The 26,525-nt window shown below is 71.1% G+C and carries 25 protein-coding genes; 6 read left to right on the forward strand and 19 right to left on the reverse strand.

Going from position 1 to position 26,525, the window contains the following annotated elements:
• Positions 1 to 37 precede the first annotated feature (37 nt).
• On the forward strand, positions 38 to 544 hold the full coding sequence (gene moaC, locus AC2EAQ_RS12720) for a cyclic pyranopterin monophosphate synthase MoaC (protein WP_484644394.1): 507 nt from the start codon (positions 38 to 40) through the stop codon (positions 542 to 544).
• Between the two features lie 29 nt (positions 545 to 573).
• Here the strand turns inward: moaC and AC2EAQ_RS12725 are convergent, their stop codons facing one another.
• Entirely contained in the window at positions 574 to 2,292 is a 1,719-nt protein-coding gene (locus tag AC2EAQ_RS12725; protein ID WP_484644396.1) for a PglL family O-oligosaccharyltransferase, read from the reverse strand.
• A gap of 4 nt (positions 2,293 to 2,296) precedes the next feature.
• The gene (tfpZ, locus tag AC2EAQ_RS12730; protein ID WP_484644398.1) at positions 2,297 to 3,070 is read right to left on the reverse strand and encodes a TfpX/TfpZ family type IV pilin accessory protein; all 774 of its coding nucleotides are present in this window, start codon (positions 3,068 to 3,070) and stop codon (positions 2,297 to 2,299) included.
• An 83-nt stretch (positions 3,071 to 3,153) separates the two neighbouring features.
• On the opposite strand from tfpZ, the gene AC2EAQ_RS12735 reads away from it, so the two are divergent.
• The 3 genes from AC2EAQ_RS12735 (at position 3,154) to AC2EAQ_RS12745 (ending at position 6,362) form a co-directional block, all read left to right on the forward strand.
• Entirely contained in the window at positions 3,154 to 5,409 is a 2,256-nt protein-coding gene (locus tag AC2EAQ_RS12735) for a tetratricopeptide repeat protein (protein ID WP_484644401.1), read from the forward strand.
• 116 nt (positions 5,410 to 5,525) lie between these two features.
• Complete coding sequence (locus AC2EAQ_RS12740) at positions 5,526 to 5,930, forward strand: pilin (RefSeq protein WP_484644407.1); 405 nt, start codon at positions 5,526 to 5,528, stop codon at positions 5,928 to 5,930.
• A 105-nt stretch (positions 5,931 to 6,035) separates the two neighbouring features.
• The gene (locus AC2EAQ_RS12745) at positions 6,036 to 6,362 is read left to right on the forward strand and encodes a hypothetical protein (protein WP_484644412.1); all 327 of its coding nucleotides are present in this window, start codon (positions 6,036 to 6,038) and stop codon (positions 6,360 to 6,362) included.
• Between the two features lie 25 nt (positions 6,363 to 6,387).
• On the opposite strand, the gene AC2EAQ_RS12750 is transcribed toward AC2EAQ_RS12745, so the two are convergent.
• The 12 genes from AC2EAQ_RS12750 to recA all read right to left on the reverse strand — a co-directional run bounded on the left by AC2EAQ_RS12750 (position 6,388) and on the right by recA (position 18,414).
• Positions 6,388 to 8,070 carry a methyltransferase domain-containing protein gene (locus AC2EAQ_RS12750; protein WP_484644416.1) on the reverse strand — a complete coding sequence of 561 codons (1,683 nt, stop codon included), beginning with the start codon at positions 8,068 to 8,070 and terminating at the stop codon, positions 6,388 to 6,390.
• A 22-nt stretch (positions 8,071 to 8,092) separates the two neighbouring features.
• Complete coding sequence (locus AC2EAQ_RS12755; RefSeq protein WP_484644421.1) at positions 8,093 to 9,802, reverse strand: tetratricopeptide repeat protein; 1,710 nt, start codon at positions 9,800 to 9,802, stop codon at positions 8,093 to 8,095.
• Between the two features lie 16 nt (positions 9,803 to 9,818).
• A complete protein-coding gene (locus AC2EAQ_RS12760) occupies positions 9,819 to 10,508 on the reverse strand; it encodes a glycosyltransferase (RefSeq protein WP_484644426.1) in 690 nt (229 codons plus the stop codon).
• A complete protein-coding gene (locus AC2EAQ_RS12765; RefSeq protein WP_484644430.1) occupies positions 10,505 to 11,005 on the reverse strand; it encodes a DUF2919 family protein in 501 nt (166 codons plus the stop codon). Before AC2EAQ_RS12765 ends, AC2EAQ_RS12760 begins: the two co-directional genes overlap by 4 nt.
• 32 nt (positions 11,006 to 11,037) lie before the next feature.
• The gene (locus tag AC2EAQ_RS12770; protein ID WP_484644436.1) at positions 11,038 to 11,814 is read right to left on the reverse strand and encodes an MBL fold metallo-hydrolase; all 777 of its coding nucleotides are present in this window, start codon (positions 11,812 to 11,814) and stop codon (positions 11,038 to 11,040) included.
• 88 nt (positions 11,815 to 11,902) lie between these two features.
• Positions 11,903 to 12,595 carry an FHA domain-containing protein gene (locus AC2EAQ_RS12775; RefSeq protein WP_484644850.1) on the reverse strand — a complete coding sequence of 231 codons (693 nt, stop codon included), beginning with the start codon at positions 12,593 to 12,595 and terminating at the stop codon, positions 11,903 to 11,905.
• Between the two features lie 32 nt (positions 12,596 to 12,627).
• The gene (locus tag AC2EAQ_RS12780; RefSeq protein WP_484644851.1) at positions 12,628 to 13,416 is read right to left on the reverse strand and encodes a Stp1/IreP family PP2C-type Ser/Thr phosphatase; all 789 of its coding nucleotides are present in this window, start codon (positions 13,414 to 13,416) and stop codon (positions 12,628 to 12,630) included.
• Between the two features lie 170 nt (positions 13,417 to 13,586).
• Positions 13,587 to 14,519 (reverse strand): serine/threonine-protein kinase, encoded by a 933-nt coding sequence (locus tag AC2EAQ_RS12785; protein ID WP_484644439.1) that lies wholly within the window; start codon positions 14,517 to 14,519, stop codon positions 13,587 to 13,589.
• 136 nt (positions 14,520 to 14,655) lie between these two features.
• Positions 14,656 to 15,549, reverse strand: coding sequence for a succinate--CoA ligase subunit alpha (gene sucD / locus AC2EAQ_RS12790; protein ID WP_484644443.1), 894 nt, complete (start codon positions 15,547 to 15,549; stop codon positions 14,656 to 14,658).
• Between the two features lie 9 nt (positions 15,550 to 15,558).
• A complete protein-coding gene (gene sucC / locus AC2EAQ_RS12795) occupies positions 15,559 to 16,719 on the reverse strand; it encodes an ADP-forming succinate--CoA ligase subunit beta (RefSeq protein ID WP_484644446.1) in 1,161 nt (386 codons plus the stop codon).
• Positions 16,720 to 16,817: 98 nt separating this feature from the next.
• A complete protein-coding gene (locus AC2EAQ_RS12800) occupies positions 16,818 to 17,342 on the reverse strand; it encodes a regulatory protein RecX (RefSeq protein WP_484644448.1) in 525 nt (174 codons plus the stop codon).
• 28 nt (positions 17,343 to 17,370) lie between these two features.
• On the reverse strand, positions 17,371 to 18,414 hold the full coding sequence (gene recA, locus AC2EAQ_RS12805; protein WP_484644451.1) for a recombinase RecA: 1,044 nt from the start codon (positions 18,412 to 18,414) through the stop codon (positions 17,371 to 17,373).
• 138 nt (positions 18,415 to 18,552) lie between these two features.
• On the opposite strand from recA, the gene AC2EAQ_RS12810 reads away from it, so the two are divergent.
• Together AC2EAQ_RS12810 and AC2EAQ_RS12815 are read left to right on the forward strand one after the other, a co-directional pair.
• Entirely contained in the window at positions 18,553 to 19,224 is a 672-nt protein-coding gene (locus AC2EAQ_RS12810) for a response regulator (RefSeq protein WP_484644457.1), read from the forward strand.
• A gap of 4 nt (positions 19,225 to 19,228) precedes the next feature.
• On the forward strand, positions 19,229 to 20,701 hold the full coding sequence (locus AC2EAQ_RS12815; RefSeq protein ID WP_484644461.1) for a sensor histidine kinase: 1,473 nt from the start codon (positions 19,229 to 19,231) through the stop codon (positions 20,699 to 20,701).
• A 7-nt stretch (positions 20,702 to 20,708) separates the two neighbouring features.
• Here the strand turns inward: AC2EAQ_RS12815 and rodA are convergent, their stop codons facing one another.
• From rodA to AC2EAQ_RS12840, 5 genes are read right to left on the reverse strand one after another with little or no spacing between them, the layout of a single operon-like run.
• Positions 20,709 to 21,866 carry a rod shape-determining protein RodA gene (gene rodA, locus AC2EAQ_RS12820; RefSeq protein ID WP_484644466.1) on the reverse strand — a complete coding sequence of 386 codons (1,158 nt, stop codon included), beginning with the start codon at positions 21,864 to 21,866 and terminating at the stop codon, positions 20,709 to 20,711.
• 13 nt (positions 21,867 to 21,879) lie between these two features.
• Positions 21,880 to 23,850: a penicillin-binding protein 2 gene (gene mrdA / locus AC2EAQ_RS12825; protein WP_484644471.1), complete on the reverse strand. Its 1,971-nt coding sequence runs from the start codon at positions 23,848 to 23,850 to the stop codon at positions 21,880 to 21,882.
• A gap of 2 nt (positions 23,851 to 23,852) precedes the next feature.
• Positions 23,853 to 24,374 (reverse strand): rod shape-determining protein MreD, encoded by a 522-nt coding sequence (gene mreD, locus AC2EAQ_RS12830; RefSeq protein ID WP_484644476.1) that lies wholly within the window; start codon positions 24,372 to 24,374, stop codon positions 23,853 to 23,855.
• Positions 24,375 to 24,426: 52 nt separating this feature from the next.
• Positions 24,427 to 25,347 (reverse strand): rod shape-determining protein MreC, encoded by a 921-nt coding sequence (mreC, locus tag AC2EAQ_RS12835; protein WP_484644479.1) that lies wholly within the window; start codon positions 25,345 to 25,347, stop codon positions 24,427 to 24,429.
• 15 nt (positions 25,348 to 25,362) lie between these two features.
• Positions 25,363 to 26,406, reverse strand: coding sequence for a rod shape-determining protein (locus AC2EAQ_RS12840; protein ID WP_484644483.1), 1,044 nt, complete (start codon positions 26,404 to 26,406; stop codon positions 25,363 to 25,365).
• Positions 26,407 to 26,525: the final 119 nt, after the last annotated feature.

Below are 26,525 nucleotides of genomic sequence, written 5' to 3' on the forward strand. Positions count from 1 at the left end.
ATCATGCACCCGCCGGATTGCTGCAACGTAAACGCGCATGTCTTCGCCGACAGGGCCCTCGGGCTCCCCCTCCCCGCTCACCCATTTCGACGCCCAGGGCCAGGCCCACATGGTCGACGTGGCGGCCAAGCCCGCCACGCACCGTGTCGCAGTGGCCGGCGGCCGCATCCGCATGCAGGCGGCCACGCTCGAGCTCATCGCCGGCGGCAGCGCGAAGAAGGGCGACGTGATCGGCATCGCGCGCATCGCCGCGATCCAGGGTGCCAAGCGCACGCCGGACCTGATCCCGCTGTGCCACCCGATCGCGCTGACCCGCGTGGCCGCCGAGTTCGAGCTCGACGCCGCGCTGCCCGGCGTGCACTGCCGCGTCACCGCCGAATCCGTCGGCGCCACCGGCGTGGAGATGGAAGCGCTGACCGCGGTGCAGGTCGGCCTGCTCACCATCTACGACATGTGCAAGGCCACCGACCGCGGCATGGTGATCGAGGACGTGCGCCTGCTCGAAAAGCGCGGCGGCAAGTCGGGCGACTGGCGCGCGCCCTGAGGCAGCGCCGGGGCATCGTGCCCCGGGGCTCAGCGCGTGAAGTCGCTCCAGCGCCAGGCGCGCTGCGGCGGCTGGCACTGGAAGGGCTTGTCGGTCACCGATGGGTCCTCGCAGGGCGCGAATAAGGCGGCCGAGTTGGCATTGCGGAACTCGCGCAGCCGGGCGGCCAGGTGGCGCGCCCGGTCGACGTCTCCGGCCGCTGCCAGGGCCTCGGCCCACGCCGCCATCAGGCGCGAGTCCAGCAGGTAGTGTGTCGCCCGGCCGAACTCGGCCGGCGTGACGTCGCTGGTGGTCACCAGCGCATAGTCGGCGTGGTGCGCGAAGAACCAGCTGCCGCGGCCGCTCTCGATGCGCACCGCCAGCGGCGCGGTGCTCTCGCCGGGGGCGAAGATCACCACCGCGCGACGGTAGTCGGCCGTCATCGCCAGCGCGCCGGCCAGCACGGCCAGGCCGGCGGCGCTCGCCCAGCGCCCGTCGGCCGTCGACGCGGCTTCGTCGGGCGCCGTCTGCGGGCCGGCGCCCAGGCACAGGCCCCAGGCCAGGGCCGTGGGCAGCAGGAAGTAGGCGTACCAGAGCGGGTACTCGAGCTGGCTGTGCAGCGCCATCAGCAGCACCATCACGAAGGCCGTGCGCAGGGCCGCGCCCTGCGCGCCGGCCGCACGTCGGCTGCGGTCGAAGGCCTGCCACAGCGCCCAGCCGAGCAGGCCCATCACCAGCAGCGTGACCGGCAGTCCCAGTTCCACCGCCAGCTGCAGCGGCAGGTTGTGGGTGTGGTCGAAGAAGGCCGGGTGGCGCGTCGGCGACGGCGTCAGCGTCCAGGCGAAGTTGAACTCGCCGAAGCCGACGCCGCGCCACGGGTGCTGCGCGATCAGCGCCAGCGTGTCGCGCCAGATCGAAAAGCGGCCGCCCGACGCGTCGCGCTCGCCCAGCCGCGTGGCCGCGCCGATTGCCGAAGGGCCCGACTGCGCCGCAGCGACCCACTCCAGCAGCCACCAGCCGGCAGCGCACAGCAGCGGCGTGGCCAGCAGCAGCGCCCGCACGGCACCGGACAGCCGGCGGTCAAGCAGGCCCCAGGCCGCCAGCACGCCCACGCCGAGCAGCCCGGTACGGGAGCCGGACAGCATCACGCCGAACAGCAGCAGCGCGGCCGCGGCCCAGGCCAGGATGGTGGCCAGCCGCGCGCGCGGCGTGCCGCGGAAAGCCTCGTGCAGCGGCACCAGCGCCGCCACCGACCACAGCAGCAGCGTGGCCAGGTGATTGGGCTGGCGCAGGTTGCCCACCGCGCGACCCGGCAGGCCCGAGCGCGCGATCCACTGGCCGTCGGCCCAGTGCGGCGCGAACACCTGCACCAGGGCCACGGCCACGCTGGCCAGCCCGACCACCACCCAGGCGGCATGCAGGGCCGTCAGCAGCGGCAGCGACGCGCGCAGGCTGGCACCCCCGGCGGCCAGCACCATCGCGGCCAGCAGCAGGCCGAACGCCGACCCGCCGAGCGCCCAGGGCAGCGAACCCATCGCCGACGACAGCGCCGCCATGGCCGCGACCAGGCCGAGCGCGCCCAGCAGCGCGGCCGAGCGCCGCACGGCGTCGCGCGCCGCGCCGGCACCCGCGGCCACCGCCACCAGCACGCCGCCCCAGCCGGCGATGGCCGCGGCCTGGTTCAGCGCCGTCGGCGAAGGCGGCTCGTTGAAGGCCAGCAGCGCCGGCACGCCGACGGCCAGCAGCAGGATCGGGGTGGCGGGATGCAAGCGGTCAGAACCCGTCGATCGGCAGGTAGCCGAGGATCTCGCCGCTGCGCCGGTCCACCAGGGCGGACCAGCCCGTCTGCCGCGCCAGCAGCGGCAGGTAGCCGACCTGCTCGGCGGGCCGGCCGGTGGCGGCGATGGCCTCGCGCACCTCGGCCTCGCGCGCAGGCTGTCGCTTGAGCAGGGGCTCGAACGGCTTGGCCGCGCGGGCCAGCGCTTCGCTGGTCTGTTCCGGCGGCAGCCAGAACTTCGGCCGCATGCCCACGTCCTCGCCCGCCAGCCCGCGGTCGATCGCTTCGAGCCTTTCGCTCGCGTCGGGCCTGCGCGTGGCCAGCAGGCGCGGGCCGGTCCACGACAGCGACGCCAGCGCCGGCGGGGCTGCCGTGAAGTCGGCCTGCGCCAGATCGATCGCCCGCACGACGCGCAGCCGGTCGACCTCGAGCGCCACCACCGCCGGGCGGGCCTGGGCCACCGTATGCAGGCCGTAGCCGAGGGCGGCGACCTGCAGCGCCACGACGACGGCCATGTCGCGCATCAGCTCGGCCCGCGGCTTGCGGCGATCGAAGACCGCGAAGGTGATCAGCGGCCCGATGGCCACGTCCACCGCCACCACCAGCAGGAACAGTTCGCGGCCGCCGGAGATCTGGCGGTAGGGCATGGGATACCACACGGCGAACACCAGCAGCGCGGCCAGCGCGGCCACCGCCAGGCTGAGCAGCAGGTGCACCAGCGCCGCGCGCAGCCGCTGGCCGAACTGGAAGGATGGGACCGCGCCACTCATCGAAACGCACTCATGTCGGGAATGCACGAAGGACGCGGCACACCGACCGGGCCGGCACCCACCCTCATGCGAAGATTCAAGGCATGAGTATTCTGAAGGCACTTGCCCGGCAGCTGGCGTCCAAGGCGACGGGGCGGCGCGTCAGCACGCCGACCCAGGTGCGCGAACTGATCGACCGGCGCGAGTTCGCGCAGGCCGACGCCGCGATCGCGGACCTGCCTGCCGACCTGCCGCGTCGCGACATCGAAGTCATGACGCTCCAGGCCGAGCTGGCCTTCCGCCAGTTTCGCGACGAGGACGCCGACCGCCTGTTCCGCAGCGTGCTGCGCCTCGACCCGGGGGCCGCCGGCGCCCACTACGGCCTGTCGCTGATGATGCATGCGAAGGGCGACATGGAAGCGGCAATGCGCCATGCCCAGTTCGCCATGAACCGGACCAACATGGAGCCGCGCTTCTGCGCCCAGCTCGGCCTGTGCCATGTGGAGCTCGGCAACTATTCGCCCGCGGCGGTGGTGCTTGGCCGCGCGACGCGCCTGAACGCGACCGACAAGTCGTCCTGGAACAACCTGGGCATCGCCCGACGTGCCGGGGGCAACCTGGACGCGGCACGCAAAGCCTTCCGGCGCGCGCTGGACATCGATCCGGAGTTCGCTGCGGCCCGCGCAAACCTGGAGGCCCTGGAGGAGGATCTGCGCCGCTACAGGCCCGTGCAGATCGGTGGTGCGGCCAAGCCCGAAGAACCCGCGCCGCAGGACCCGCTGCTGGCCGAGGTGCGCGCGCTGGCCGACGACGACCGGCTCGACGAGGCGATCGATGTCTGCGAACGGCTGTGCGTGGAACATCCCGATTCGCTGGCCTGCGTGACGGAGCTGTACCGCCTGTACAGCGACCTCGGCGACGTGCGGTCCGGCCTGGACGCGCTCGAAGCCTTCCGGGAGCGCCACCCCGAGGACATCGGGATCGTGGCCGAGCTGGGCAAGGCGCTCGGGCGCGAGCAGCAGCACCAGCTCGCGCAGCCCCTGCTCGAACGCGCGCTCGAGGGCCTGCCCGAGGACGTGAGCCTGTTGCTGTCGCTGGCCGACGTGAGGGTGGAACAGGGTCGCCATTCGGAGGCCGGGGCCCTGGTCGAGCGCGCCTTTGCCCTGGAGCCGACGCTGCAGATGAAGGGGCGGATGGCCTCGTCGCTGCTGCTTCGCTGCCGCTATGCGGAGTGCCTGCAGCTGGTGGAGGAGATCATCGCCGAGGAGCCGACCACTGCCGTCAACCTTGTGGGTGTGCGGGTCGACGCAATGGCGCACCTGGGGCGGCAGACCGAGGCGCTGCCGCTTCTCGACAAGGAGATCGAGCGCTCACCCTTCGTGCCGGGCCTGCGTTTTCCGCGTGCCGAGATCCGGCTGCTCAACGAGGAGTTCGGGCCCGGCTGGGACGACTACGCCTTTCGCAACCTCAGCTCGACGCGGCACCTGCGCATGGTGGCCTTTCCGCAGTGGAAGGGCGAGCCACTGGCGGGCAAGTCGATCCTCGTGCTGGCCGAGCAGGGCCTGGGCGACCAGGTCATGTTCGCGTCCTGCCTGCCCGACCTGCTGGCCCTCGGTCCCGCCCGCGTGGTGGTGGAGGTGGTCAAGCGCGTCGCGCCCACGATCGCCCGCTCGTTCCCGCAGTGCGAGATCGTGCCGACCAAGCAGGACGCCGGGCTGGAGTGGGTGCGCGACATCGGCGAGATGGACTACTTCGTGCCCATCGGTGACCTGCCGCGCCAGTTCCGCCGCACGCGAGCCGACTTCCCCGACCGCCGCAGCTACCTCGTGGCCGACCCGGGCCGGGTGGCGTACTGGCGCGACAAACTGGCCTCGCTCGGCCCCCGGCCGAAAATCGGCGTGTCCTGGAAGGGCGGCACCGAGCGCACGCGCACCGTGCTGCGCACGATGGGCCCCGCCCTGCTGGCCGAGCTCAAGGATGCGGCCGACGCCGACTGGGTCTGCCTTCAGTACGGTGACGTGACGCAGGGGCTTGGCGAGGCCGCGGCGGCGGGTCTGAAGCTGCACTACTGGAAGGACGCGATCGACAACCTCGACGAGTTCGCGGCCCTGGTCAATGCACTCGACCTCGTGGTCACGGTGTGCAACACGACCGTCCACTATGCCGGCGCGGTGGGCAAGGACGTCTGGGTGATGTCGCCCAAGGTACCGGAATGGCGCTACGGCCTGCGCTTCGAGTCGATGCCCTGGTACCCCAGCTCGCGCATGTTCCGCCAGCGCGTCGACGGCGACTGGGACGGTGTGCTGGCCGACGTGGGCCGCGAATTGTCATCCCGCTTCGGGCCCCGGCGCGGAACATGATCTTTGTCACGTTCGGACCGTTCCAAAGGTGACGTTTCTGGTCAGAACCCGGGTGGTTCGCTTCTTGCGATTGGATCGTGCGGCTAACGCACTACTACCTTGCAAGGAGCGGAACGATGAAGAAATCTATGCAACGCGGCTTCACCCTGATCGAACTGATGATCGTGGTGGCCATCATCGGTATCCTGGCGGCCGTCGCGCTGCCGGCCTACCAGGACTACACCATTCGCGCTCGCGTCTCCGAGCTGCTGCTGGGCGCTTCCGGTGCCCGCACGGCGGTGACCGAGGTGTGCCAGCTCAATGGCACCTGCTCGGCCGTCAGCTACGGCGCCGAGATCGCCACCACCAAGTGGATCGAAGACGGCACGATCTTCGCCAACGGCTCGATCCGCATCATCGCCGATTCGGCCATCGGCACCACGGCCCTGACCGTGCTGCTGGTTCCGTCGTGGACCGGTTCGACCGCCGACTGGAGCTGCTCGACCTCGGTGCCGCGCTTCGCGCCGTCGTCCTGCCGCTGATCGCTGCGGGCTGCACAAAGGGGGCGCTTCGGCGCCCCTTTTTCATGGCGGCCCCGGTGCGTTGAGGCACACTGCCGCCCTGGTGAACACGAGCCACGACTGCGTATGGGACTCATAGACAAGCTGCTGGGCAACGAGGCGATCGATGCCTTTGCCAAGTCACTGGCCGACGGCATCGCCAAGCGCTATCCGCCGTCGCTGGACAGCCAGCCGGGCAAGCGCCCGTCGGTGAACCGGATGACCCGGATCATCGAGGACGCCTGCAAGGACGCGGTGGAGTTCAAGTCGACCCAGAAGCTGGGCTGGCTCGGCAAGGCCAAGCTCGGCAACGCCTTCCGCTGGCAGCTCACCGAGCTGGGCTACCAGAAGGACTTCGTCGACATCGCCACCGAGGCGGTGGTGGTCCACCTCAGCTCGAACATCCAGCGATAGGCACCGGCCGGTCTGCCGGCGCGCGTCAGCGCAGCGGCTTGACCGCCACCACGCGCATGTCGCGCGGCTCGCGCAGCTTGTACTGCGCCGGCTCCTGGTGCGCCTGCTCCAAGCCCACGGCCTGCATCAGGTCGGCCAGGCTCTGCGGCGTGTAGCCCCAGCGGTGGACCATCAGCGGGTCCTTCCACTGCGGGTCGCCGTAGAACACCCACATCGAGCGCTGCCCGGCCTTGCCCGGTTGCGAAGCCATGTCGGGGTTGGCCAGGAAGGCCTCGCAGGCGGACTTCAGGTTCGGGCACTCCAGCACCATGCGGCCGCCCGGCTTGAGCACGCGCACCCACTCGCGCAGGATGTCCTCGACCTCCCAGCGCCAGAAGTGCTCGACCACGTGCACGGCCATGACCTCGTCGGCGTGGTTGTCCGGGAACACGCTCAGGTCGCGCAGGTCGCAGATCACGTCGGGCGACTTGCCGGCACGGGCCTCGACCACGTCCACGTTGACGTAGCCCGGCAGGATCTTGTCGCCGCAGCCCAGGTTCAGGCGGATGACAGGCGCCGCCGGCACAGCCGGCGCTGCGGCAGCCGCGGGCGCGCTGGCGGGCGGCATGTCGCGGCGACCGGCGTCGCCGGCGTTCAGGGTGAGCGCGCCCAGCCACTGCGCCGCCACGAAGGCCGCCGACGCGTTGTCCAGCGCGGCTTTCTGGCCGGCGCGGATGCGCTCCAGGTGCCGGTCGGGCTGGTCCAGGTAGGCGGTCAGCGCCTCGACGGGCCGGTCGGTCAGGCTCACGTGGTCGGCATACGCATGGTAGGTTGGCACCGGCGAGGCGATCACGTAGCGGCCCATGTGGAGCGCGTCGGTCAGGCGGTTGCTGGTCTTGACCAGCGTGCGCGTGTCTGCCTGGTCGGTGGGGATCAGCACCACGTCGGCATGGCGCACGGCCTCCCACTGGTCCTGCTCGGTCCAGCCGAGGAACTCGATCACCGCCTTCGGCGCATGCCGCTCGTTGAACGCGGCGATCGCCTTGTCGAGCTGCGCATTGGGCGCGGTCACCAGCGTCAGCAGCCAGGGCGTGCGCCCTGCCAGGGCGGTCAGCGCAGTGGCCCATTCGAGGACCGGCGCGAAGCTGGTGGCGTTGCCGCCGTACCAGATCATGCGCAGCCGCTGGGTGGCGCGGCCGCCGCTCAGCCAGGACTGCACCGTGCGGCGCACCAGCGGGTCGGACCGGTAGACGCGCGGCTCGGCGTGCGGCGAGCCGATCGGGTCGCCCACCACGCGCACCGGTGCCTGCGTGTGCCGTGCCACGGTGGCCGCCAGTTCCTGCGAGCCCACGGTGCACACGTGCGACAGCGCCGCGAGTGCGCGCCAATGGTCCTGCACCCCGAGTCGCGAGAAATGGTCGTCGCAGTAGTCGGAGACGATGCGCACGCCGCGACCGGCGGCGCGCTGCAGCTGCTGGCGCAGGCGCTCGGCGATCTGCCCGTAGCGCTGCGGGTCCTCGAATCCGAACTGCTTGGACACCACGATCGCGTCGGGCAGGTCGGTCTCGGGGCACTGCCAGGTGGGCAGCGATGCGAACGCGACGTCGTGCCCCATGCGGCGCAGCTGCGTGGCCGGCACGATGGCCCGGTAGCGCACCGAGGCGTAGGGCGACGACAGGCCGCGGTCCCAGTCGCCGGAGAAGGATTGGACAAGCCAGAGGATCTTCATGCGCGCTTTCGGCAACGGCGGGTCAGGACAGGGTCCGGGCCAGCGCGTCGAGGTCGACCCGCAGCTCGGCCTGCCCGACGTCCTGGCCCGGCTCGACCCGGGCATAGCTGCAGTGCAGGGCGGTGGGCTGGTGGTCGCAGGCCTTGGCCAGCCCTTCGAAGTATGGCGGACCGAGCGTGCTGCGGGCGTGCCGCGGCTCGAGCAGGGTCAGTCGCGCGCCCGGCGCGGCCAGCATCATCGACTGCATCAGCGGCCCGGCCAGGCCGACCAGGTGGGTGGCCTGGGCCAGCAGGCCGGCGCGCTCGGCGAAGCCCAGGCCCGCCAGTTCGACGGCCTCGAAGCCGAGCGCGTCCAGGCGCTCCCGGACCCGGTCGGCGTCGGCCAGACGGCTGGCGACGCCCGTGGGCGTGTCGGTGACGTAGAACCGCGTGCCCCGGGGCTGAAAGGGTTGACGCGCGTGCGGTGCCAGGGTGTCGCGCAGCCAGCGCGGCAGCAGGGTGTCGACCCAGTGGCCCGCGCCGAGCAGCTTGCTGGTCACCCACAGGTCCGCGAACCGGACGGGCTGGTCGCGCTTCACGCACACCCGCTCGCGGTCGCCGAACCCGAGCAGGCCGAACAGCTCGACCTGTTCGGCGGGCAGGTCGTCGCCGATCACCAGCGGCAGACCCGGCTCCAGCGCCAGGGCGCTGGCGATGCACAGCGACGCCATGTGCTCGAGCAGGTTGCGCACCGGGTCGGCGTGGCTGCCGACCAGCAGTGCCGGGCCGGCGTGCAGCGGCAGATCGGTCCGCAGCCGCAGCATCGCCTGGCTGTCGCACGTCATCAGCAGCGGGCTGTCCGGGACCTGGCGACGCAGGGGCGCGCGCCGCGGGGCCATGCCGGCCAGCACGATCTTCGGGCCCTGCAGCACCGGGATCCAGTCGAAGGCCGGGTCCACCGTCACGTCCTGCAGCGCGCCGGCCATCGGACGTCGGCCCGGGGCGCCGGCGCCGGGCACGCGCTGCGACGGCCGCGCGACGCGCGTGCAGGCATCGGCCAGGGTCAGCCACTGCATCTCGACGTCCACCCGGTCGGGCGGGCACGGGTCGGCCTCGGCCAGGAGCTTCACTGCCGCGGCCCGCTGCGCCGGCAGGGCGTACAGGCTCTGAGCCGCATCCAGCCGCAGTTCCTCGGTCAGGTCCGAAGCCGCCAGCAGCTTCGTCAGCGCGAACTTCACCTCCCCCGGCGGCACCTTGCCCTTGGGCGGGGCCGCCTTCACCACGGCCTGGATCAGGCGCAGGTAGGCCTCGGCGGGCGCGTCGGGCTGCGACAGCGCGACCCGGCGCCGGTAATGGATCGCCTCGCGGTGCTGGCCGAGTTGCTGAAGCAGTTCGGCCTTGAAGTAGGCCGTCTTCATGTCGCCCGGATCGAGCGCCTCGGCCTGGTCCAGCAGCGCGCGCGCGGTGTCGAAGTCGCCCTGCAGCGACGCGATGCGCGACAGCGTGGTCAGCGTGCTCGGGAACTGGGCGTCGTCGCGGTGGGGCGCGAGCACGGCGGCCGCCGCCGCCACGTCGCCGGAGGACAGGTGGGCGAAGGCCTGCTCCACCGCCGCCGCCTCGGCCTCGCGCAGGCGGGCCAGCTCTTCGGGGCTGCGCCGGGCGCGCACCGCCCGCGGCGCCGCGTCCTGCGGCCGCGCCAGCTCGTCCATCAACCGGGCCTGCCGCGTCAGCAGCTTGTCGAGGATCTTCTTCACGGGGGCTGGCGCCGCTTCAGGCCTTGCTGCGCGGACGCTGGTCCACGCGCAGCATCGCCTGGCGCTCGTCGAGCCAGGCCTTGGCATGCTCGCAGTCGAGGTACTCCTCGAAGTACGGCCCGCCGAGCGTGTAGTGCACGTTGGCCGCGTCGGGCATCGGGTCGCTGTAGCCCACGAGGTGGTTCCACGCGGCGGGGATCGAGCCGATCAGGCTGTCGTCGCCGAGCCACTTGAACTGGTGCAGCTGCAGGCCGGTGGCGGTGTTGACGTACTCCGGCGTCAGCGCCTTGCAGCGCGCGTTGTTGAACAGCATCACGCTGCTCCAGTTCTTCTTGCCGTAGGGTGTCTGCGGCTGGTTGAGGAACTTGACCGACTCGCGCGGGCGGTGGTCGTGCTGCACGCACATCACGGCGTAGCGGTCGTCGCGCAGCGCCCACAGTTCGGCGATGTCGCGCAGCACCAGCATGTCGCAGTCCATGAACAGCGACCAGCCCTCGTAGCCCGACAGCCAGGGCGTCAGGAAGCGCGAGAAGCTGAAGTCGGTGGACTGCAGCGACTCGCGCTGGCGCGTGAACACGCCCTGCAGGTTGCCCAGCGCCAGCGGCGTGAAGGCCACGGGCTGCGACGACCGCGCCAGGATGCTGTGCGACAGCACGTGCCAGGCGACGGTCTCGCGCTCGTCGAAGCCGATGAAGATGCGGATCACGGGCGGGGCTCCTTGGAGGGGTCGGCCTCGGGGGCCGGGAACTCGCTGAACAGCTGCGCGAAGAAGCGGTCGCGCCAGACGGCCAGCGCCACGGCGATGTCGATCAGCACGCAGCTGGCGAGGAACAGCTCGGGCCACAGGGCCCAGTCGTCGGCGTACCAGAGGATGTGCGCCGTCCAGCCGAGGTTGAGCAGGGCGGCCAGGGTCACGATGGCGCGGCCTCGGCGCCAGACTTCGCGCGCCCAGCGGCCGGCGCTGGGCACGCGCTGGAAACCTGCCGCCATCAGCAGCACGATCGGCAGCTGCACCAGCAGCCAGGCCCAGGAGAAGCCGCCCTCGCCCAGCAGCAGCACCGACTGCTGGGAGCGGCGCGCGGACGCGGTGACGATGATGATCAGGATCCAGTAGCGCGCCATCACCGCGAAGCCGAGCCACAACATGCCCGGCACGCGCAGCACGCCATGGCGGTCGACGTCGAGAAAGGCGCTGTCCTGCACGGTCCGGATGATAGGCGGCGGCAGGCGCCGGGTCAGAGCTCGAAGACCTGGCCGGTGGCCAGGGCCTGGCAGGCATGGCGCATCGGCAGCGCGCCGATCTGCGACATCACCGCGTCCACCTCGCCCGGCTTGATGTGGGTGATGTGCACCGCGACCTCGCCCTCCAGGCGGGACAGCTCCTTGGCCAGGGTCGTCGGGCACAGGTGGTTGCTGATGCGCGCCAGCTGCTGCTCGTCGTCGCTGAAGGCGGTCTCGATCACGAGGTGGGCGATCGTCATGCCGGTCAGGCGGCGCCACAGCGCGGGATTCGGGCCGGTGTCGCCCGTGAACACCCACGCACCCGGCGTCGGCGCCGGCCCGGTGATCGCGAAACCGACCGCCGGCACGGTGTGCTCGGCCGGCAGCACCTCGGCCCGGCGCGCGCCGAGCACGAGGCTCTCGCCGATCGAGAACGGCACGAACTCCAGCAGCGGATGCTCGGCGCTGGGCAGGCGCGTGAAATCGGGCCAGATGGCGCCGTTGAAGATGTGCGTGCGCAGCGCGTCGAGCGTGGCCGGCAGGGCGTGCACGCGGATCGGCGGGCGGCCGTGGCGCCGGCGCGAGACGCTGTCGGCCAGCAGCCCGATGCCCAGCACATGGTCCAGGTGCGAGTGCGTCACCAGCACGTGATCGATGCGCGTCAGCTCGTCGAGCGTGAGGTCGCCCACGCCCGTGCCGGCGTCCACCAGCACGTCGTCGTCGAGGAGGAAGGAGGTGGTGCGGCTGCCGGCGGCGATGGAGCCGGAACACCCGAGCACACGGATCTGCATGACGGGATTGTCCCCGGCTCCGACACCCTGCCCGGCGCAGGCCCGGGCGTCTACGTGACCGACTCCACGGCGCCGCGCGCGGCGCGCGTCAGAGCTGGATGAACTGCATCTGGGTGCCGGCCAGCTCGATCACGTCGCCGTTGCGCAGCTGGGCCGAGTCGCCCGCCAGCTGGGAGCCGTTGACCGTGGGCCGCGCCGAGCCTTCGACATGCGCCAGCACGTAGCCACCGGGCCGCTTGGTGATCGAGGCCACCTGCACGCCGGGCTTGCCCACCGTGGTGACGACCTTGGTGAGCATCACCTCGCGGCCGGCCGCGGCGCCGTTGAGCACCTTGATGGCCGCGCTGCCGGGCGAACTGGCCAGGCCGCCGAAGCCGGAGTTCGACGACGGCATCGTGTGCGAGAACGTGGCGCGGTCGGCCGAGCCCACCGAACCGCCCCCGACGGCGGCGCCGCCGGGCTTCATGATCATCGTCTTCTCGTAGTCGACGCCGTCCTCGACCAGGTACTTGATCTTGTACTTGCCGATCTCGACGGTGTCGTTGTGCGCCAGCAGCTGCTTCTTGACGGCCTTGCCGTTGATGTAGGTGCCGTTGGTGCTGTTGAGGTCCTCGATGAAGACGTCGGCGCCCACCATCTGCAGCACGGCGTGCTCGCCGCTGACCGCCAGGTTGTCGATGACGATGTCGTTGTAGGGGCGGCGACCGAGGGTCGTCTTGTCCTTGGTGATCTGGACTTCCTTGATCACCACGCCATCGAGCGAGACCACCAGCTTGCCCATGTTCGAGTCCTCGTTGTCCCGTCTAGTTGTGCTCAGCGTCGGAAGGGTGCCCACCAGGACTTGGTGCTGGCGGCCGGGCTGCCCGGCGCGCGGGCCAGGATGATGGCGATATTATCCTTGCCGCCTGCATCGTTGGCGGCCGCGATCAGGGCCGCGCCGGCTTCATCGAGGGATTCGTGGGCCTGCAGCAACTGCGACAGGGTCTCGTCGTCGAGCATGTCCGACAGGCCGTCGGAGCACATCAGGTACAGGTCGCCCGGATGCACCTCGTGCTGGTGGATCTCCAGCAGCACGGTGTCCTCCACGCCCACGGCGCGCGTGACGAGGTTCTTGTTGGCCGAGAAGCTGGCCTGCTCGGGCGTGATCAGGCCGGCGTCGATCTGCTCCTGCAGCAGCGAATGGTCGCGCGTGACCTGCATCAGGCGCCCGCCGCGCAGCCGGTAGGCGCGCGAGTCGCCCACGTGGCCGATCAGCACGCGCGTACCGCGGAACACCGCCACCACCAGCGTGGTGCCCATGCCGGCGTACTGCGGGTTGGCGTTGGCGGCATTGAAGATGGCCCGGTTGGCGTTGTCGACGCAGATGTCCATCGCCCGGCGCACCTCGGGGTCGGTGGCCGAGTCGCCCACCTCCTCGAGCCAGCGCCCCAGCTCGCGCTGGATGAAGGTGGTGGCCATGCCGCTGGCGATCTCGCCGGCGTTGTAGCCGCCCATGCCGTCGGCCAGCACGGCCAGCGAATTGCCGTGGTCGACGGTGACGGAGTCCTCGTTGTTCGAACGCGCGCGGCCGGTGTCCGTCGCGCAGAAGAACTCGATAGACAGGTGGGGCTGCGGCACGGCGGATGGTTCTGGACGTCGGCGCCCGTCGGTGCGGGGCGCGGTTGGAGGCGAAGGCGATTGTGCCTTGCCCGGGTGCGCCGGCCCCGTCCGGGCCGGGCCGGCCGCCGCCCGTTCGTGGTGTTTGCCCGCGTCAAACGGCACTGGCCCGACGCTCAGAACGCGGGGGGTGCGCACAGCCACAGCCGCTGCAGCCGTGCCTGGGCGGCCCAGGCGTCGCCATCGAAGGGGCGCTCGGCCGGGTCCTTGGCCAGCAGCGGCGCCAGCAGCTCGTCCAGCGCGGCGGGCTCGGCCAGGGCCGGGCGCACCGACGCCAGCGGCGGCGGCGGCCGCGTCGCCACGGCCTGCAGCAGCGCCCCCAGCCCCGGCTCGTCGAACGGCGGGCGGCCCGTCAGCAGCTCGAACACCAGCACCCCCAGCGCGTACATGTCGCTGCGGCCGTCCGGCCGGGCGCCGGCCAGCAGCTCGGGCGCCATGTAGGCCGGCGAGCCCAGCATCACGCCGCTGCGGGTGGACTGGGCGTCCGGCGCCCGCGACAGGCCGAAGTCGGTCAGCACCGCGCGCCGTGCCGCCGGGTCGTACACGACATTGGCCGGCTTGACGTCGCGGTGCACCACGCCCTGGCGGTGCGCATGCGCCAGCGCGTGGGCCAGCTGCTCGGCCACCTCCAGCACCGCGGCCTCGGGCAGCAGCCGGTCGGCCCGGGCGTAGCGCGACAGGTCGCTGCCTTGCAGCAGCTCCATCACCACGAACACGCTGGTGGCGAACTCGCCGCCGCCATGCACGCGCACGATGTTCGGATGCACCAGCTCGCTGGCGCGGCGCGCCGCGTCGAGCGAGGCCGCGCGAAGGTCGGCGTCGGGTTGCGGGTCGAGGATCTTCAGCGCCACGGCCTCGCCGCTGGCCTCGTCGATCGCGCCATACACGGCGGCCGAGGCGCCGCGGCCGATCAGGCGCTCGATGCGCACGCCGTTGAGCACGGTGCCGGCGGGCCAGCGGCTGGCCGGCCAGGGCTGGCCCGGCTGGGGCGCGGCGGGTCGGCGCCGGCCGGTCCAGCGCGCGAACCAGGAGCTTGTCGGGGCCGACATGGGCGTGGATGCAGGGTGCGGTCCACGTTAGCACGCCACCCGGCCCGCTGCGGCGGGCCGAAAGCGTGCGGTTTGTCACGCCCGGCGGGTTCGGCGCCCAGGCCCCGTCGCGGGTGGCCCAGGGCCGAGTCTCAGTTCAGAGCAGCGACTTGAGCAGGCGGCCCATCTCGGACGGGTTGCGCGTCACCGTGAACCCGCACTCCTCCATGATGGCCAGCTTGGCGTCGGCGGTGTCGGCGCCGCCGGAGATCAGCGCGCCGGCGTGGCCCATGCGCTTGCCCGGGGGGGCGGTGACGCCGGCGATGAAGCCGACCACGGGCTTCTTCATGTGGGCCTTGCACCAGCGCGCGGCCTCGGCCTCGTCCGGCCCGCCGATCTCGCCGATCATGATCACGGCGTCGGTGTCCGGGTCGTCGTTGAACATGCGCATCACGTCGATGTGCTTCAGGCCGTTGATCGGGTCGCCGCCGATGCCCACGGCGCTGCTCTGGCCCAGGCCGATCTCGGTCAGCTGCGCCACCGCCTCATAGGTGAGCGTGCCCGAGCGCGACACCACGCCGATGCGCCCCTTGCGGTGGATGTGGCCCGGCATGATGCCGATCTTGATCTCCTCGGGCGTGATCGTGCCCGGGCAGTTGGGGCCCAGCAGCAGCGTCTTCTTGCCGCCCGCGGCCTCCTTGGCCTTCATGCGGTTGCGCACCTCGAGCATGTCCTTGATGGGGATGCCCTCGGTGATGCAGATGGCCAGGTCGAGGTCGGCCTCGACGGCCTCCCAGATGGCCGCGGCGGCGCCCGCCGGCGGCACGTAGATCACGCTGACGGTGGCGCCGGTCTGGGCCTTGGCGTCCTTGACGCTGGCGTAGATGGGGATGCCTTCGAAGTCCTCGCCGGCCTTCTTGGGGTTGACGCCGGCGACGAAGCAGTTCTTGCCGTTGGCGTAGTCGCGGCACATGCGGGTGTGGAACTGGCCCGTCTTGCCGGTGATGCCCTGCGTGATGACGCGCGTGTTCTTGTTGATCAGGATGCTCATGACGGACCCTTACTTGACGGCGGCGACGATCTTGGTGGCCGCTTCGGCCATCGTGTCGGCACTGATGATCGGCAGGCCCGATTCCTTGAGCATCTTCTTGCCCAGGTCCTCGTTGGTGCCCTTCATGCGCACCACCAGCGGCACGGACAGGTTCACCGCCTTGCACGCGGCGATCACGCCCTCGGCGATGGTGTCGCACTTCATGATGCCGCCGAAGATGTTGACCAGGATGCCCTTCACGCTCTTGTTCTTGAGCATGATCTTGAAGGCCTCGGTCACCTTCTCGGCGGTGGCGCCGCCGCCGACGTCCAGGAAGTTGGCCGGCTCGCCGCCGAACAGCTTGATGGTGTCCATCGTGGCCATGGCCAGGCCGGCGCCGTTGACCAGGCAGCCGATGTTGCCGTCCAGGCTGATGTAGCTGAGGTCGAACTTGCTGGCCTCGATCTCGGCCGGGTCCTCCTCGTCGAGGTCGCGGTAGGCCACGATCTCGGGGTGGCGGAACAGCGCGTTGCTGTCGAAGTTGAACTTCGCGTCCAGGGCCTTGATGTTGCCGTTGCCTTCGAGGATCAGCGGGTTGATCTCGGCCAGGCTGGCGTCGGTGCCCATGTAGCAGGCGTAGAGCTTCTTGAACACGTCGACGGCCTGCGCCTTGCTCGCGGCGGGCACGCCGATGCCGTCGGCCAGCTCGCCGGCCTGCGCGTCGGTCAGGCCGGTGGCCGGGTCGACGAACACCTTGATGATCTTCTCGGGCGTCTTGTGCGCCACTTCCTCGATGTCCATGCCGCCTTCGCTGCTGGCCATGATCGCCACCTTCTGCGTCGCCCGGTCGGTGAGCGCGGCGAGGTAGTACTCCTTCTTGATGTCGGCGCCTTCCTCGATCAGCAGGCGGCGCACCTTCTGGCCTTCGGGCCCGGTCTGGTGCGTCTTGAGCTGCATGCCCAGGATCTGGCCGGCCAGCGTCTCGACCTCGGGCATCGAGCGGGCGAGCTTGACGCCGCCGCCCTTGCCGCGGCCGCCGGCGTGGATCTGGGCCTTGACGACCCAGACGCTGCCGCCGAGCTTCTGCGCGGCCTCGGAGGCCTCGCGGACGGAGAACGCGGGATAGCCGCGCGGTACGGGCACGCCGTACTGGCGCAGGACTTCCTTGCCTTGGTATTCGTGGATTTTCATGGGGCGGTCGCGGCGCAGTAGGCGCCGCTGTCGGAGGCGGTTGCGGGCGCGGGCGAATTTAGCATGGTGCGGCGCACCAAAACCGTGTCAGCGACGCGTCAGTCACCCGGCGGGTCGTCGTCGCCCCGGGCCTGCACGACGCGGCGGATCACGTCGGCCGAGAAGCCGCGTCCGGCGAGAAAGCGCATCTGGCGGGCACGCCCGGCCGCGTCGACCTCGACGGCGCCGTCGAACTTGCGTTGCCATACGGCGCGGGCGCGGTCGAGCTCGGTGGCCTTCAGGCGCCCGGCGGTGGCCTCGTCGAGCGTGGCGCCATGCTGCGCCAGTTCCTGGGCGATGCGGCGGTTGCCGTAGCGTGCGGCCCGCGCATGCACCCGCGACTCGACGAAGCGGGCTTCGCTCAGGTAGTGCCGGGCCGCGAGCCAGTCGAGCAGCGCGTCGACTTCCGGCCCGGGATCGGCATCGAGGGGCGGCGCCGCCTCAGAGGCGGCGGCCTGCTCTGCCGCGGCCCGGTCGCGCTGGCGCGCAGCGCGCATCAGCTTGCGCCGCAACTCGGCGCGGCTGTGCTCGCGCTGCGCCAGCCACTGCAGCGCGCGGGCCTTCAGCGACAGGGGCGGCGCCATCGCCGCCGGCCTCCGTGAGCGGCCGGCCTCAGGCGCCGTCGGCGCCGGCCGTGGGCAGCAGCGGGATGCCCATCGACTCGCGGACCTTGTTCTCGATCTCGACGGCCAGCTCGGGGTTCTCGCGCAGGAATTCGCGGGCGTTGTCCTTGCCCTGGCCGATCTTCTCGCCGTTGTAGGCGTACCAGGCGCCGCTCTTGTCGAGCACCTTGGCGTTGACGCCCATGTCGATGATCTCGCCCTCGCGGCTGATGCCTTCGCCGTAGAGGATGTCGAACTCGGCGGTCTTGAACGGCGGGCTGACCTTGTTCTTGACGACCTTGACCTTGGTCTCGCTGCCGATGACTTCCTCGCCCTTCTTGATGCTGCCGGTGCGGCGGATGTCCAGGCGCACCGAGGCGTAGAACTTGAGCGCATTGCCGCCGGTGGTGGTTTCGGGGTTGCCGAACATCACGCCGATCTTCATGCGGATCTGGTTGATGAAGATGACCATGGTGTTGGTCTTCTTGATCGTGGCGGTGAGCTTGCGCAGGGCCTGGCTCATCAGTCGGGCCTGCAGGCCGGGCAGGCTGTCGCCCATCTCGCCTTCGAGCTCGGCCTTGGGCGTGAGCGCGGCCACCGAGTCCACCACGACGAGGTCGATCGAGCCGGAGCGCACCAGGGCGTCGACGATCTCGAGCGCCTGCTCGCCGGTGTCGGGCTGGGAGATCAGCAGTTCCTGCAGGTTGACGCCGAGCTTTTGAGCGTAGCCGGTGTCCAGGGCATGCTCGGCGTCGATGAAGGCGCAGGTGCCGCCGGTCTTCTGCATCTCGGCGATGACCTGCAGCGTGAGCGTGGTCTTGCCGCTGGATTCCGGGCCGTAGATCTCGACCACGCGGCCGCGCGGCAGGCCGCCGATGCCCAGGGCGATGTCCAGGCCGAGCGAGCCGGTGGACACGGCTTCGATGGCTTCCACCGCCTCGCCGTCGCCCAGGCGCATGATGGAGCCCTTGCCGAACTGCTTTTCGATCTGCGCCAGCGCCGCCTGAAGGGCCTTGGCTTTCTCGGTGTTGAGGGCTTTGACGGGGGCGTCCATGGGGTCTCCGGCGGGTGGTTTGGGGGGCGGCGCGATTATGCGCGACAACTGGATATTCGTACAGGTACCCGCCTTCGTCAACCCCGGCGGGCCCGCGGTTCATAGAATCGGCTCCAAAGAGCCAAGAGGAGACGGCCGATGCGAGTCTTGATCGCCGAGGACGACCAGGTGCTGGCCGATGGCCTGCTGCGGTCGCTGCGGGCCGCGGGCTATGCGGCCGACCACGTCGCGTCGGGCAACGAGGCCGACGCCGCGCTGGCGTCGCACGAGTTTGACCTCGTCATCCTCGACCTGGGGCTGCCCAAGATGCACGGCTTCGAGGTGCTGCGGAAGTACCGCGCGCGCGGCGCCACGACGCCGGTGCTGATCCTGACCGCGGCCGACAGCGTCGACCAGCGTGTCAAGGGCCTGGACCTGGGTGCCGACGATTACATGGCCAAGCCGTTCTCGCTGCAGGAACTGGAGGCGCGGGTGCGGGCGCTGATGCGGCGCGGCCTGGGCACGGCCAGCAGCGTGCTCAAGCACGGGCCGCTGTCGTTCGACGCCACCGGGCGCGTGTGCTACATCAACGACCAGATGATCGACCTGTCGGCACGCGAGATCTCGCTGCTGGAAGTGCTGCTGCAGCGCGCCGGCCGCCTGGTCAGCAAGGACCAGCTCGTCGAGCGGCTGTGCGAGTGGGGCGACGAGGTGAGCAACAACGCCATCGAGGTCTACATCCACCGGCTGCGCAAGAAGATCGAGCAGGGCCCGATCCGCATCGCCACGGTGCGCGGCCTGGGCTACTGCCTGGAAAAGATTGCCGGCTGAGCGCGTGAGCGCCGACGACGCCCCGGCGACCGACACCCGGCCCCAGCGCTCGCTGTTCGGGGACATCCTCGACTGGCTGCTGGTGCCGCTGCTGCTGCTGTGGCCGATGTCGGTGGTGATCATCTGGCTGTCGGCGCAGAACATCGCCAACCGGCCGTTCGACCGCGAGCTGGGCGAGACCGCGCGCACGCTGTCGCGCCGCGTCACGCTGATGCCCGACGCTCGCGGCGCCAACCCGGTGGCGCGCATCGCGCTGACCGACGCCTCGGCGGCGATCCTGCGCGGCGACCAGCCGGACCAGTTCTACTTCCTGGTGCTGGGCACGCGCGGCGAGCGCATCGCCGGCGACCGCGAGCTGCCGGTGCCCGACGAGCCGCCGCAGGCCGACGGCGAGGTGCGTTTCCGCGACGACGACCTCGACGGCCGCACCGTGCGGGTGGCCTACCTGTGGATCCCCCTGCCGGTCGGCGGCGGCTCGACGCCGCCGCTGGTGCAGGTGGCCGAGACGCTGGACAAGCGGTCGCAGCTGGCCACCGAGATCGCCCGCGGCGTGATGTTCTCGCAGTTCGCGATCCTGCCGCTGGCGGTGGTGCTGGTGTGGTTCGCGCTGATGCGCGGCCTGCGCCCGCTGGACCAGCTCCAGCGCCGCATCCGCAAGCGGGCGGTGGGCGACCTGTCGCCGATCGACGAGCGCGCCGCCCCCGAGGAGGTGAGCCCGCTGGTGGGTGCGATCAACGAGCTGCTCGGGCGGCTGGACCGGTCGCTGCGGGCGCAGAAGCACTTCCTGGCCGACGCGGCGCACCAGCTCAAGACACCGCTGGCGGGGTTGCGCATGCAGGCCGAGCTGGCCCAGCGCGACGTCGAGCAGGGCGACCCCAAGGCGGTGAAGCGATCGCTGCAGCAGATCGCGCGCTCGTCCCAGCGCGCCGCGCACATGGTCAACCAGCTGCTGTCGATGGCCCGGGCCGAGGACGGCGGCGAGGTGCGCCGCGTGCAGTCGTTCAACCTGACGGCCCTGGCCACCGAGACCGTGCACGACTTCGTGCCGCGGGCGCTGGCCAAGGGCCTGGACCTGGGCTACGAGGGCCCGGCCGCCGGCGACGACGCGGCGCCGCGCATGCTCGGCGAGCCGGTGCTGGTGCGCGAGCTGATCCGCAACCTGGTGGACAACGCCGTGCAGTACACGCCCGGCGGCGGCACCGTCACCGTGCGCCTGCTGCCCGACCCCTACGGCAAGGTGGTCGTGCTGCAGGTCGAGGACAACGGCCCCGGCATCCCCGAGGCCGAGCGCGAGCTGGTGTTCCAGCCCTTCTACCGCGCGCTGGGCACCGAGGTCGACGGCTCGGGCCTGGGCCTGGCCATCGTGCGCGAGATCGCGGAGCGCCAGGGCGGCTCGGTCGAGATCGAGCCGACCCAGCCGCGCGGTCCGTCGCCCGGCACGCGGGTCAGCGTGCGGCTGCCGATGCAGCCCGGGTAGTCCGGCGCTAGCTCTGCATCAGGCGCTGGCTGCGCGCGATCGACATCAGGATGCCGATGGCCGTGCCCAGCGTCACCATCGCCGTGCCGCCGTAGCTGACGAAGGGCAGCGGGATGCCCACCACCGGCAGGATGCCGCTGACCATGCCCATGTTGACGAACACGTAGGTGAACACCGACAGCGTGATCGACCCGGCCAGCAGGCGCGCGAACAGCGTCGGCGCGTCGGCGGCGATCATCAGGCCGCGGAAGATGAAGAAGGTGAACGCCAGCAGCAGCACCAGCGCGCCGAGCAGGCCGAACTCCTCGGCGAACGCCGCGAAGATGAAGTCGGTGGTGCGCTCGGGGATGAACTCCAGGTGCGTCTGCGTGCCCTGCATGAAGCCCTTGCCGGTGAGGCCGCCCGAGCCGATGGCGATCATGCCCTGGATGATGTGGAAGCCCTTGCCCAGCGGGTCCTTGCCGGGGTCCAGCAGGGTGCAGACGCGGTGCTGCTGATACTCCTTGAGCAGCGGCCAGTCCACGCCGGGGGCGCAGATCGTGGGCTCGGTCACGATCAGCGCGACGATGCCCGCGCCGCCCAGGGCCATCACCGGCACGATCAGCTTCCACGACAGGCCGGCGAAGAACAGCACATACAGGCCGGCCGACAGGATCAGGATGCCGGTGCCGAGGTCGGGCTGCTTGGCCACCAGCAGGAAAGGCACCAGCAGGATCACCGCCGCGACCACCCACTCCGGGATGCGCAGCCGGCCCTCGCAGCGCTGGAACCACCACGCCAGCATCATCGGCGTGGCCAGCTTGAGCAGCTCGCTGGGCTGGATCACGGTGAAGCCGACGTGCAGCCAGCGCGTGGCGCCCTTGCGGCTGATGCCGAACAGCGCGGTGGCGATCAGCAGCACCACGCCCACGGTGTACAGCGGCACCGCCAGCGCCATCAGCCGGTGCGGCGGCACCTGCGACACGGCCCACATCAGCACCACCGCGATCGTCATGTTGCGCGCGTGGTCGACGAAGCGCGTGCCGTGGTCGAAGCCCGACGAGTACATCGACAGCAGGCCGAGCGCGGCCAGCAGCAGCACCGCGGTGGACAGCGGCCCGTCGAAGCTGAACAGCACCGGCCGCACGCGCTGCCACAGCGACGGCTGCTCGAAGATCGTGCTCATCGACGCGGGCTCCTCATGGCGCGGTGCCGCCCGCGATGACGGCCAGCGGCACGTCGGCGGCCGTGCGCGGCTTGCCCACCGGCGCGGTGGCACGGCCCTCGCGCGTGGCCACGATGTCCTCCTCGCTCGGGTACTGGCCCTGCAGCAGGTAGTCGAACACGCGCCGCGCGATCGGCGCCGCCGAGGTGGAGCCGAAGCCCGCGTTCTCGACGATGACCGCCAGCGCCACCGTGGGCGCCTCCAGCGGCGCGAAGGCCACGTACAGCGAGTGGTCGCGCTTGCGCTCGTCGGCCTTGATCTGGCTGTACTTCTCGCCCGCCTTCAGGCCGATGGCCTGCGCGGTGCCGGTCTTGCCGCCGCTGGTGTAGGCGGCGCCGGCGAAGGCCGCCCGCGAGGTGCCCTCCTTGGGCACGCCGCCCATCGCGTCGAGGATCACGGCCACCTGCTCGGGCTTGAGCGGCAGCGGGTCGAGCGCGTCGCTGGCCACGCGTCGCTGCTGGTTCGTCACCACGTCGTCGATGCGGCTGACCAGGCGCGGCTTGTAGCGCTGCCCGCCGCTGGCCAGCGTGGCGGTGGCCGACGCCAGCTGCAGCATGGTGAAGTTGTTGTAGCCCTGGCCGATGCCCAGCGAGATCGTCTCGCCGGCGTACCACTTCTGGTGCTCGGGCTTGGAGAACCGGCGCCGCTTCCACTCGGTGGACGGCAGGTCGCCGGTGACCTCGCCCAGCAGGTCGATCTCGGTGCGGCGGCCGAAGCCGAAGGGCTTGAGCTCGTCGTGGATCAGGTCCACGCCCATCTCGTTGGCCAGGGTGTAGAAGTACACGTTGCTCGAGCCGACGATCGCCAGCCGCATGTCCTTCGGCCCGGGGCGGTCGCTCTCCGGGCTGCCGAACACGCGGCCGCCGAAGCTGAACGTGAGGTTGTCCTGGATGATGGTGTTGGGCCCGCGCTTGCCGCTGTTCAGCGCCGCCATCGCCATGAAGGGCTTGTAGGTCGAGCCCGGCGGATAGGTGCCTCGCAGCGCGCGGTTGAGCAGCGGCTTGTCGATGTCCTCGTTGAGCTCGCGCCAGCTGTCGGCGTCGATGCCGTCGACGAACAGGTTGGGGTCGAAGGTGGGCTTACTGACGAAGGCCAGCACCTCGCCGTTGCGCGGGTCGATTGCCACCAGCGCGCCGCGGCGCTCGCCGAAGAGCTGCTCCACCAGGGCCTGCAGCTTGATGTCCACCGACAGCACCAGCGTGTTGCCGGGCGTGGGCGGCTGGTGCGACAGGCGCCGCACGGCGCGGCCGCCGGCGCTGGTCTCCACCTGCTCGACGCCGGTGCGGCCGTGCAGTTCGCGCTCGTAGGCCTGCTCGATGCCCAGCTTGCCGATGTACTCGGTGCCACGGTAGTTGGCCACGTCCTCCTCGGGCCACTCCTCCTGCTGCGCCTTCTCGGCCTGGTTGATGCGGCCGATGTAGCCCAGCAGGTGGCTGCCGGTGGCGCCCAGCGGGTAGTTGCGGAACAGCCGCGCCTTGACGTCCACGCCCGGGAAGCGGAAGCGTTGCGCCACGAAGCGCGCCACCTCCTCGTCGCTGAGCTTGGTGCGGATGGGCAGCGACTCGAAGCTCTTGCTGTCGTCCTGCAGGCGCTTGAAGCGGCGGCGGTCGCGCGCGGTGATGTCGATCACCTCGGCCAGCGCGTCGATGGTCTCGTCCAGCGGCTGCGTCAGCCGCGACGGCGTGATCTCCAGCGTGTAGGCCGAGTAGTTGTCGGCCAGCACCACGCCGTTGCGGTCGACGATCAGCCCGCGGTTGGGCACCACCGGCACCACCGCCACGCGGTTGGCCTCGGCCTGGGTGGCGAGCTTCTCGTGCTGGATCACCTGCAGGTACACCAGCCGCGCCACCAGCAGCCCGAAGCAGAACAGCACGAACAGCGCCGCGGCGATCAGGCGCGCACGGAAGCCGTCCAGTTCGCGTTCGACGTCGCGCAGCTCGGTCATGGCTACAGCGGGCGGTTCTCGTCCGGGTCGGGCGCGCGGCGCTGCGGCGCCAGCAGCACGAAGGTGGCCACGGGCCACAGCGCGGCTTCCAGGCAGGGCGCGATGAAGAAGGACCAGCCCGGGAACAGGTCGCCGGCGGCCAGCCGCACCACCAGCGACACCAGGTGCGCCGCGAGGAACAATGCCAGCACCTGGGCCGACTGCTGCAGCACCGGGAACCACAGGATGCGCCGGTGCAGCGCGATGGCCGCGAAGGCCAGCAGCGCATAGGCCAGCGCATGCTGTCCCAGCAGCGAGCCCTGGTGCACGTCCATCGCCAGGCCGAAGAAGAACGACACGCCGACGCCGACGCGGCGCGGCTGGTGCACCGCCCAGAAGGCCAGTGTCAGCGCCAGCAGGTCCGGCAGCCAGGGGCTGCGGCCCAGCGGCAGCATGTTGAAGGCCAGCGCCAGCAGCAGCGTCACCAGGATGAAGAACGGGTTGGCGGGCAGCAGCAGCGGGTCGCCGCGCGGCATCAGGCTCATCGCGGCGCCCTCCACCTTGCGGGGGCGCGCGCCGGGGTGGCGGCGGCCGGCCTCACTTGCGCGCCCTCACCGGTGCGCGCGGCGCCGACGCCGGCTCGGCGGCAGGCGGCGGCGGCAGCTGCACCCGCAGCGGCTCGAGCACCAGCACGTGGCGCACGCCGTCCACCGCGGCCACCGGCGCCAGCGTGATGCGCGCGAAGGCGCCCTCGGCCTGGCGGTCCACCGCGGTCACCCGCGCCACCGGCAGCCCGGCCGGATAGACGCCGTCCACGCCCGACGTGTGCAGCAGGTCGCCCACCTGCACGTCGGCGTTGGTGGCCACGAAGCGCAGCTCCATCGCGCTGCCCTGCGCCACGCCACCGAAGGCCGCGGCACGCTGCTGCGTGCGAACGTTCAGCAGCGGGATCGCGGCGTCGCGGTCGGTGAGCAGCATCACCTCGGCCGACAGCGGGTACACGCGGGTGACCTGGCCGATCACCCCGGCCTCGGTGACCACCGGCGCGCCGAGCACGAGGCCCTGGTTCAGGCCGCGGTCGATGTAGATGCGGCGCGAGAACGGGTCGGCCGCCTCGTACATCACCTGGGCCGCCTGGGAGCGCACCGTCAGCGACGGGGCCAGGCCGAGCAGGCCGCGCAGTTCCCTGTTCTCCGCGGCCAGCCGGTCGGCGGCGAGCGCGCGCTCGGCCTGCTGCGCGAGCTGGCGCCGCGCGGCGTCCTCCCCGGCCAGCGCGCTGGCCAGGCCGCGGAAGTAGTCGCTGCCGCCGACGACCATGTCCACCGGCACCAGCAGCGCGCGCTGGATCGGCGCCAGCGCCGCGGCGATCGCCGCGCGCACCGGGGCCACCACCTGCATGCGCGTGTCGGCCACCATCAGGAACACCGACAGCGCGGTGAAGAACACCAGCTTCGTGAACGCCGAGTAGCCCTGGCGGAAGAAGGGCGGCGGAGTGCGGTCGAGGGTGCCGAGGGGCACGTCAGGCCCCGGGGGTCATTCGGACGTGAAGATCGAGCCCAGGCGTTCCATGCGCTCGAGCGCCATGCCGCAGCCGCGCACCACGCAGGTCAGCGGGTCCTCGGCGACCAGCACGGGCAGGCCGGTCTCTTCCGCCAGCAGGCGGTCCAGGTCGCGCAGCAGCGCACCGCCGCCGGTAAGCATCATGCCGCGCTCGGCGATGTCGGCACCCAGCTCGGGCGGGGTCTGCTCGAGCGCGTTCTTCACGCTGGAGACGATCTGGTTCAGCGGGTCGGTCAGCGCCTCGAGGATCTCGTTGCTGCTGATGGTGAAGCTGCGCGGCACGCCTTCGCTGAGGTTGCGGCCCTTGACTTCCATCTCGCGCACCTCGCTGCCGGGGAACGCGGAGCCGATCTCCTTCTTGATCGCCTCGGCCGTCGGCTCGCCGATCAGCATGCCGTAGTTGCGGCGGATGTAGTTGATGATGGCTTCGTCGAACTTGTCGCCGCCCACCCGCACCGAACCCTTGTAGACCATGCCGCCCAGCGAGATGACGCCCACCTCGGTGGTGCCGCCGCCGATGTCCACCACCATCGAGCCGGAGGCCTCGGCCACCGGCAGGCCGGCGCCGATCGCCGCGGCCATCGGCTCCTCGATCAGGTAGACCTCGCTGGCGCCGGCGCCGAGCGCGCTCTCGCGGATGGCGCGGCGCTCGACCTGGGTGCTGCCGCAGGGCACGCAGATGATGATCCGGGGGCTCGGCCGCAGCAGCGAGCGCGGGTGGACCATCTTGATGAACTGCTTGAGCATCTGCTCCGTCACCGTGAAGTCGGCGATGACGCCGTCCTTCATGGGGCGGATGGCCTCGATGTTGCCCGGCACCTTGCCCAGCATGGCCTTGGCCTCGGCGCCCACGGCCTGGATCGTCTTCTTGCCGTTGGGGCCGCCCTCGTGGCGGATGGCGACGACGGAGGGCTCGTCCAGCACGATGCCCTTGCCGCGCACGTAGATCAGCGTGTTGGCCGTCCCGAGGTCGATGGCCAGGTCGGTGGAAACGTAGCGACGGAACGATGCGAACATGGCGGGGAACCGTGGCCCTGGGTGAGGCCGCACTTGCAAGAAAACCCCCGGCCGCACTGAGCGGGCGAGGGTTCGTCGATGGGCGGGGATAATACCCCAAGCCCTCCGGCCTCCCGTGC

It is taken from the genome of Aquabacterium sp. T101, from assembly GCF_057219775.1.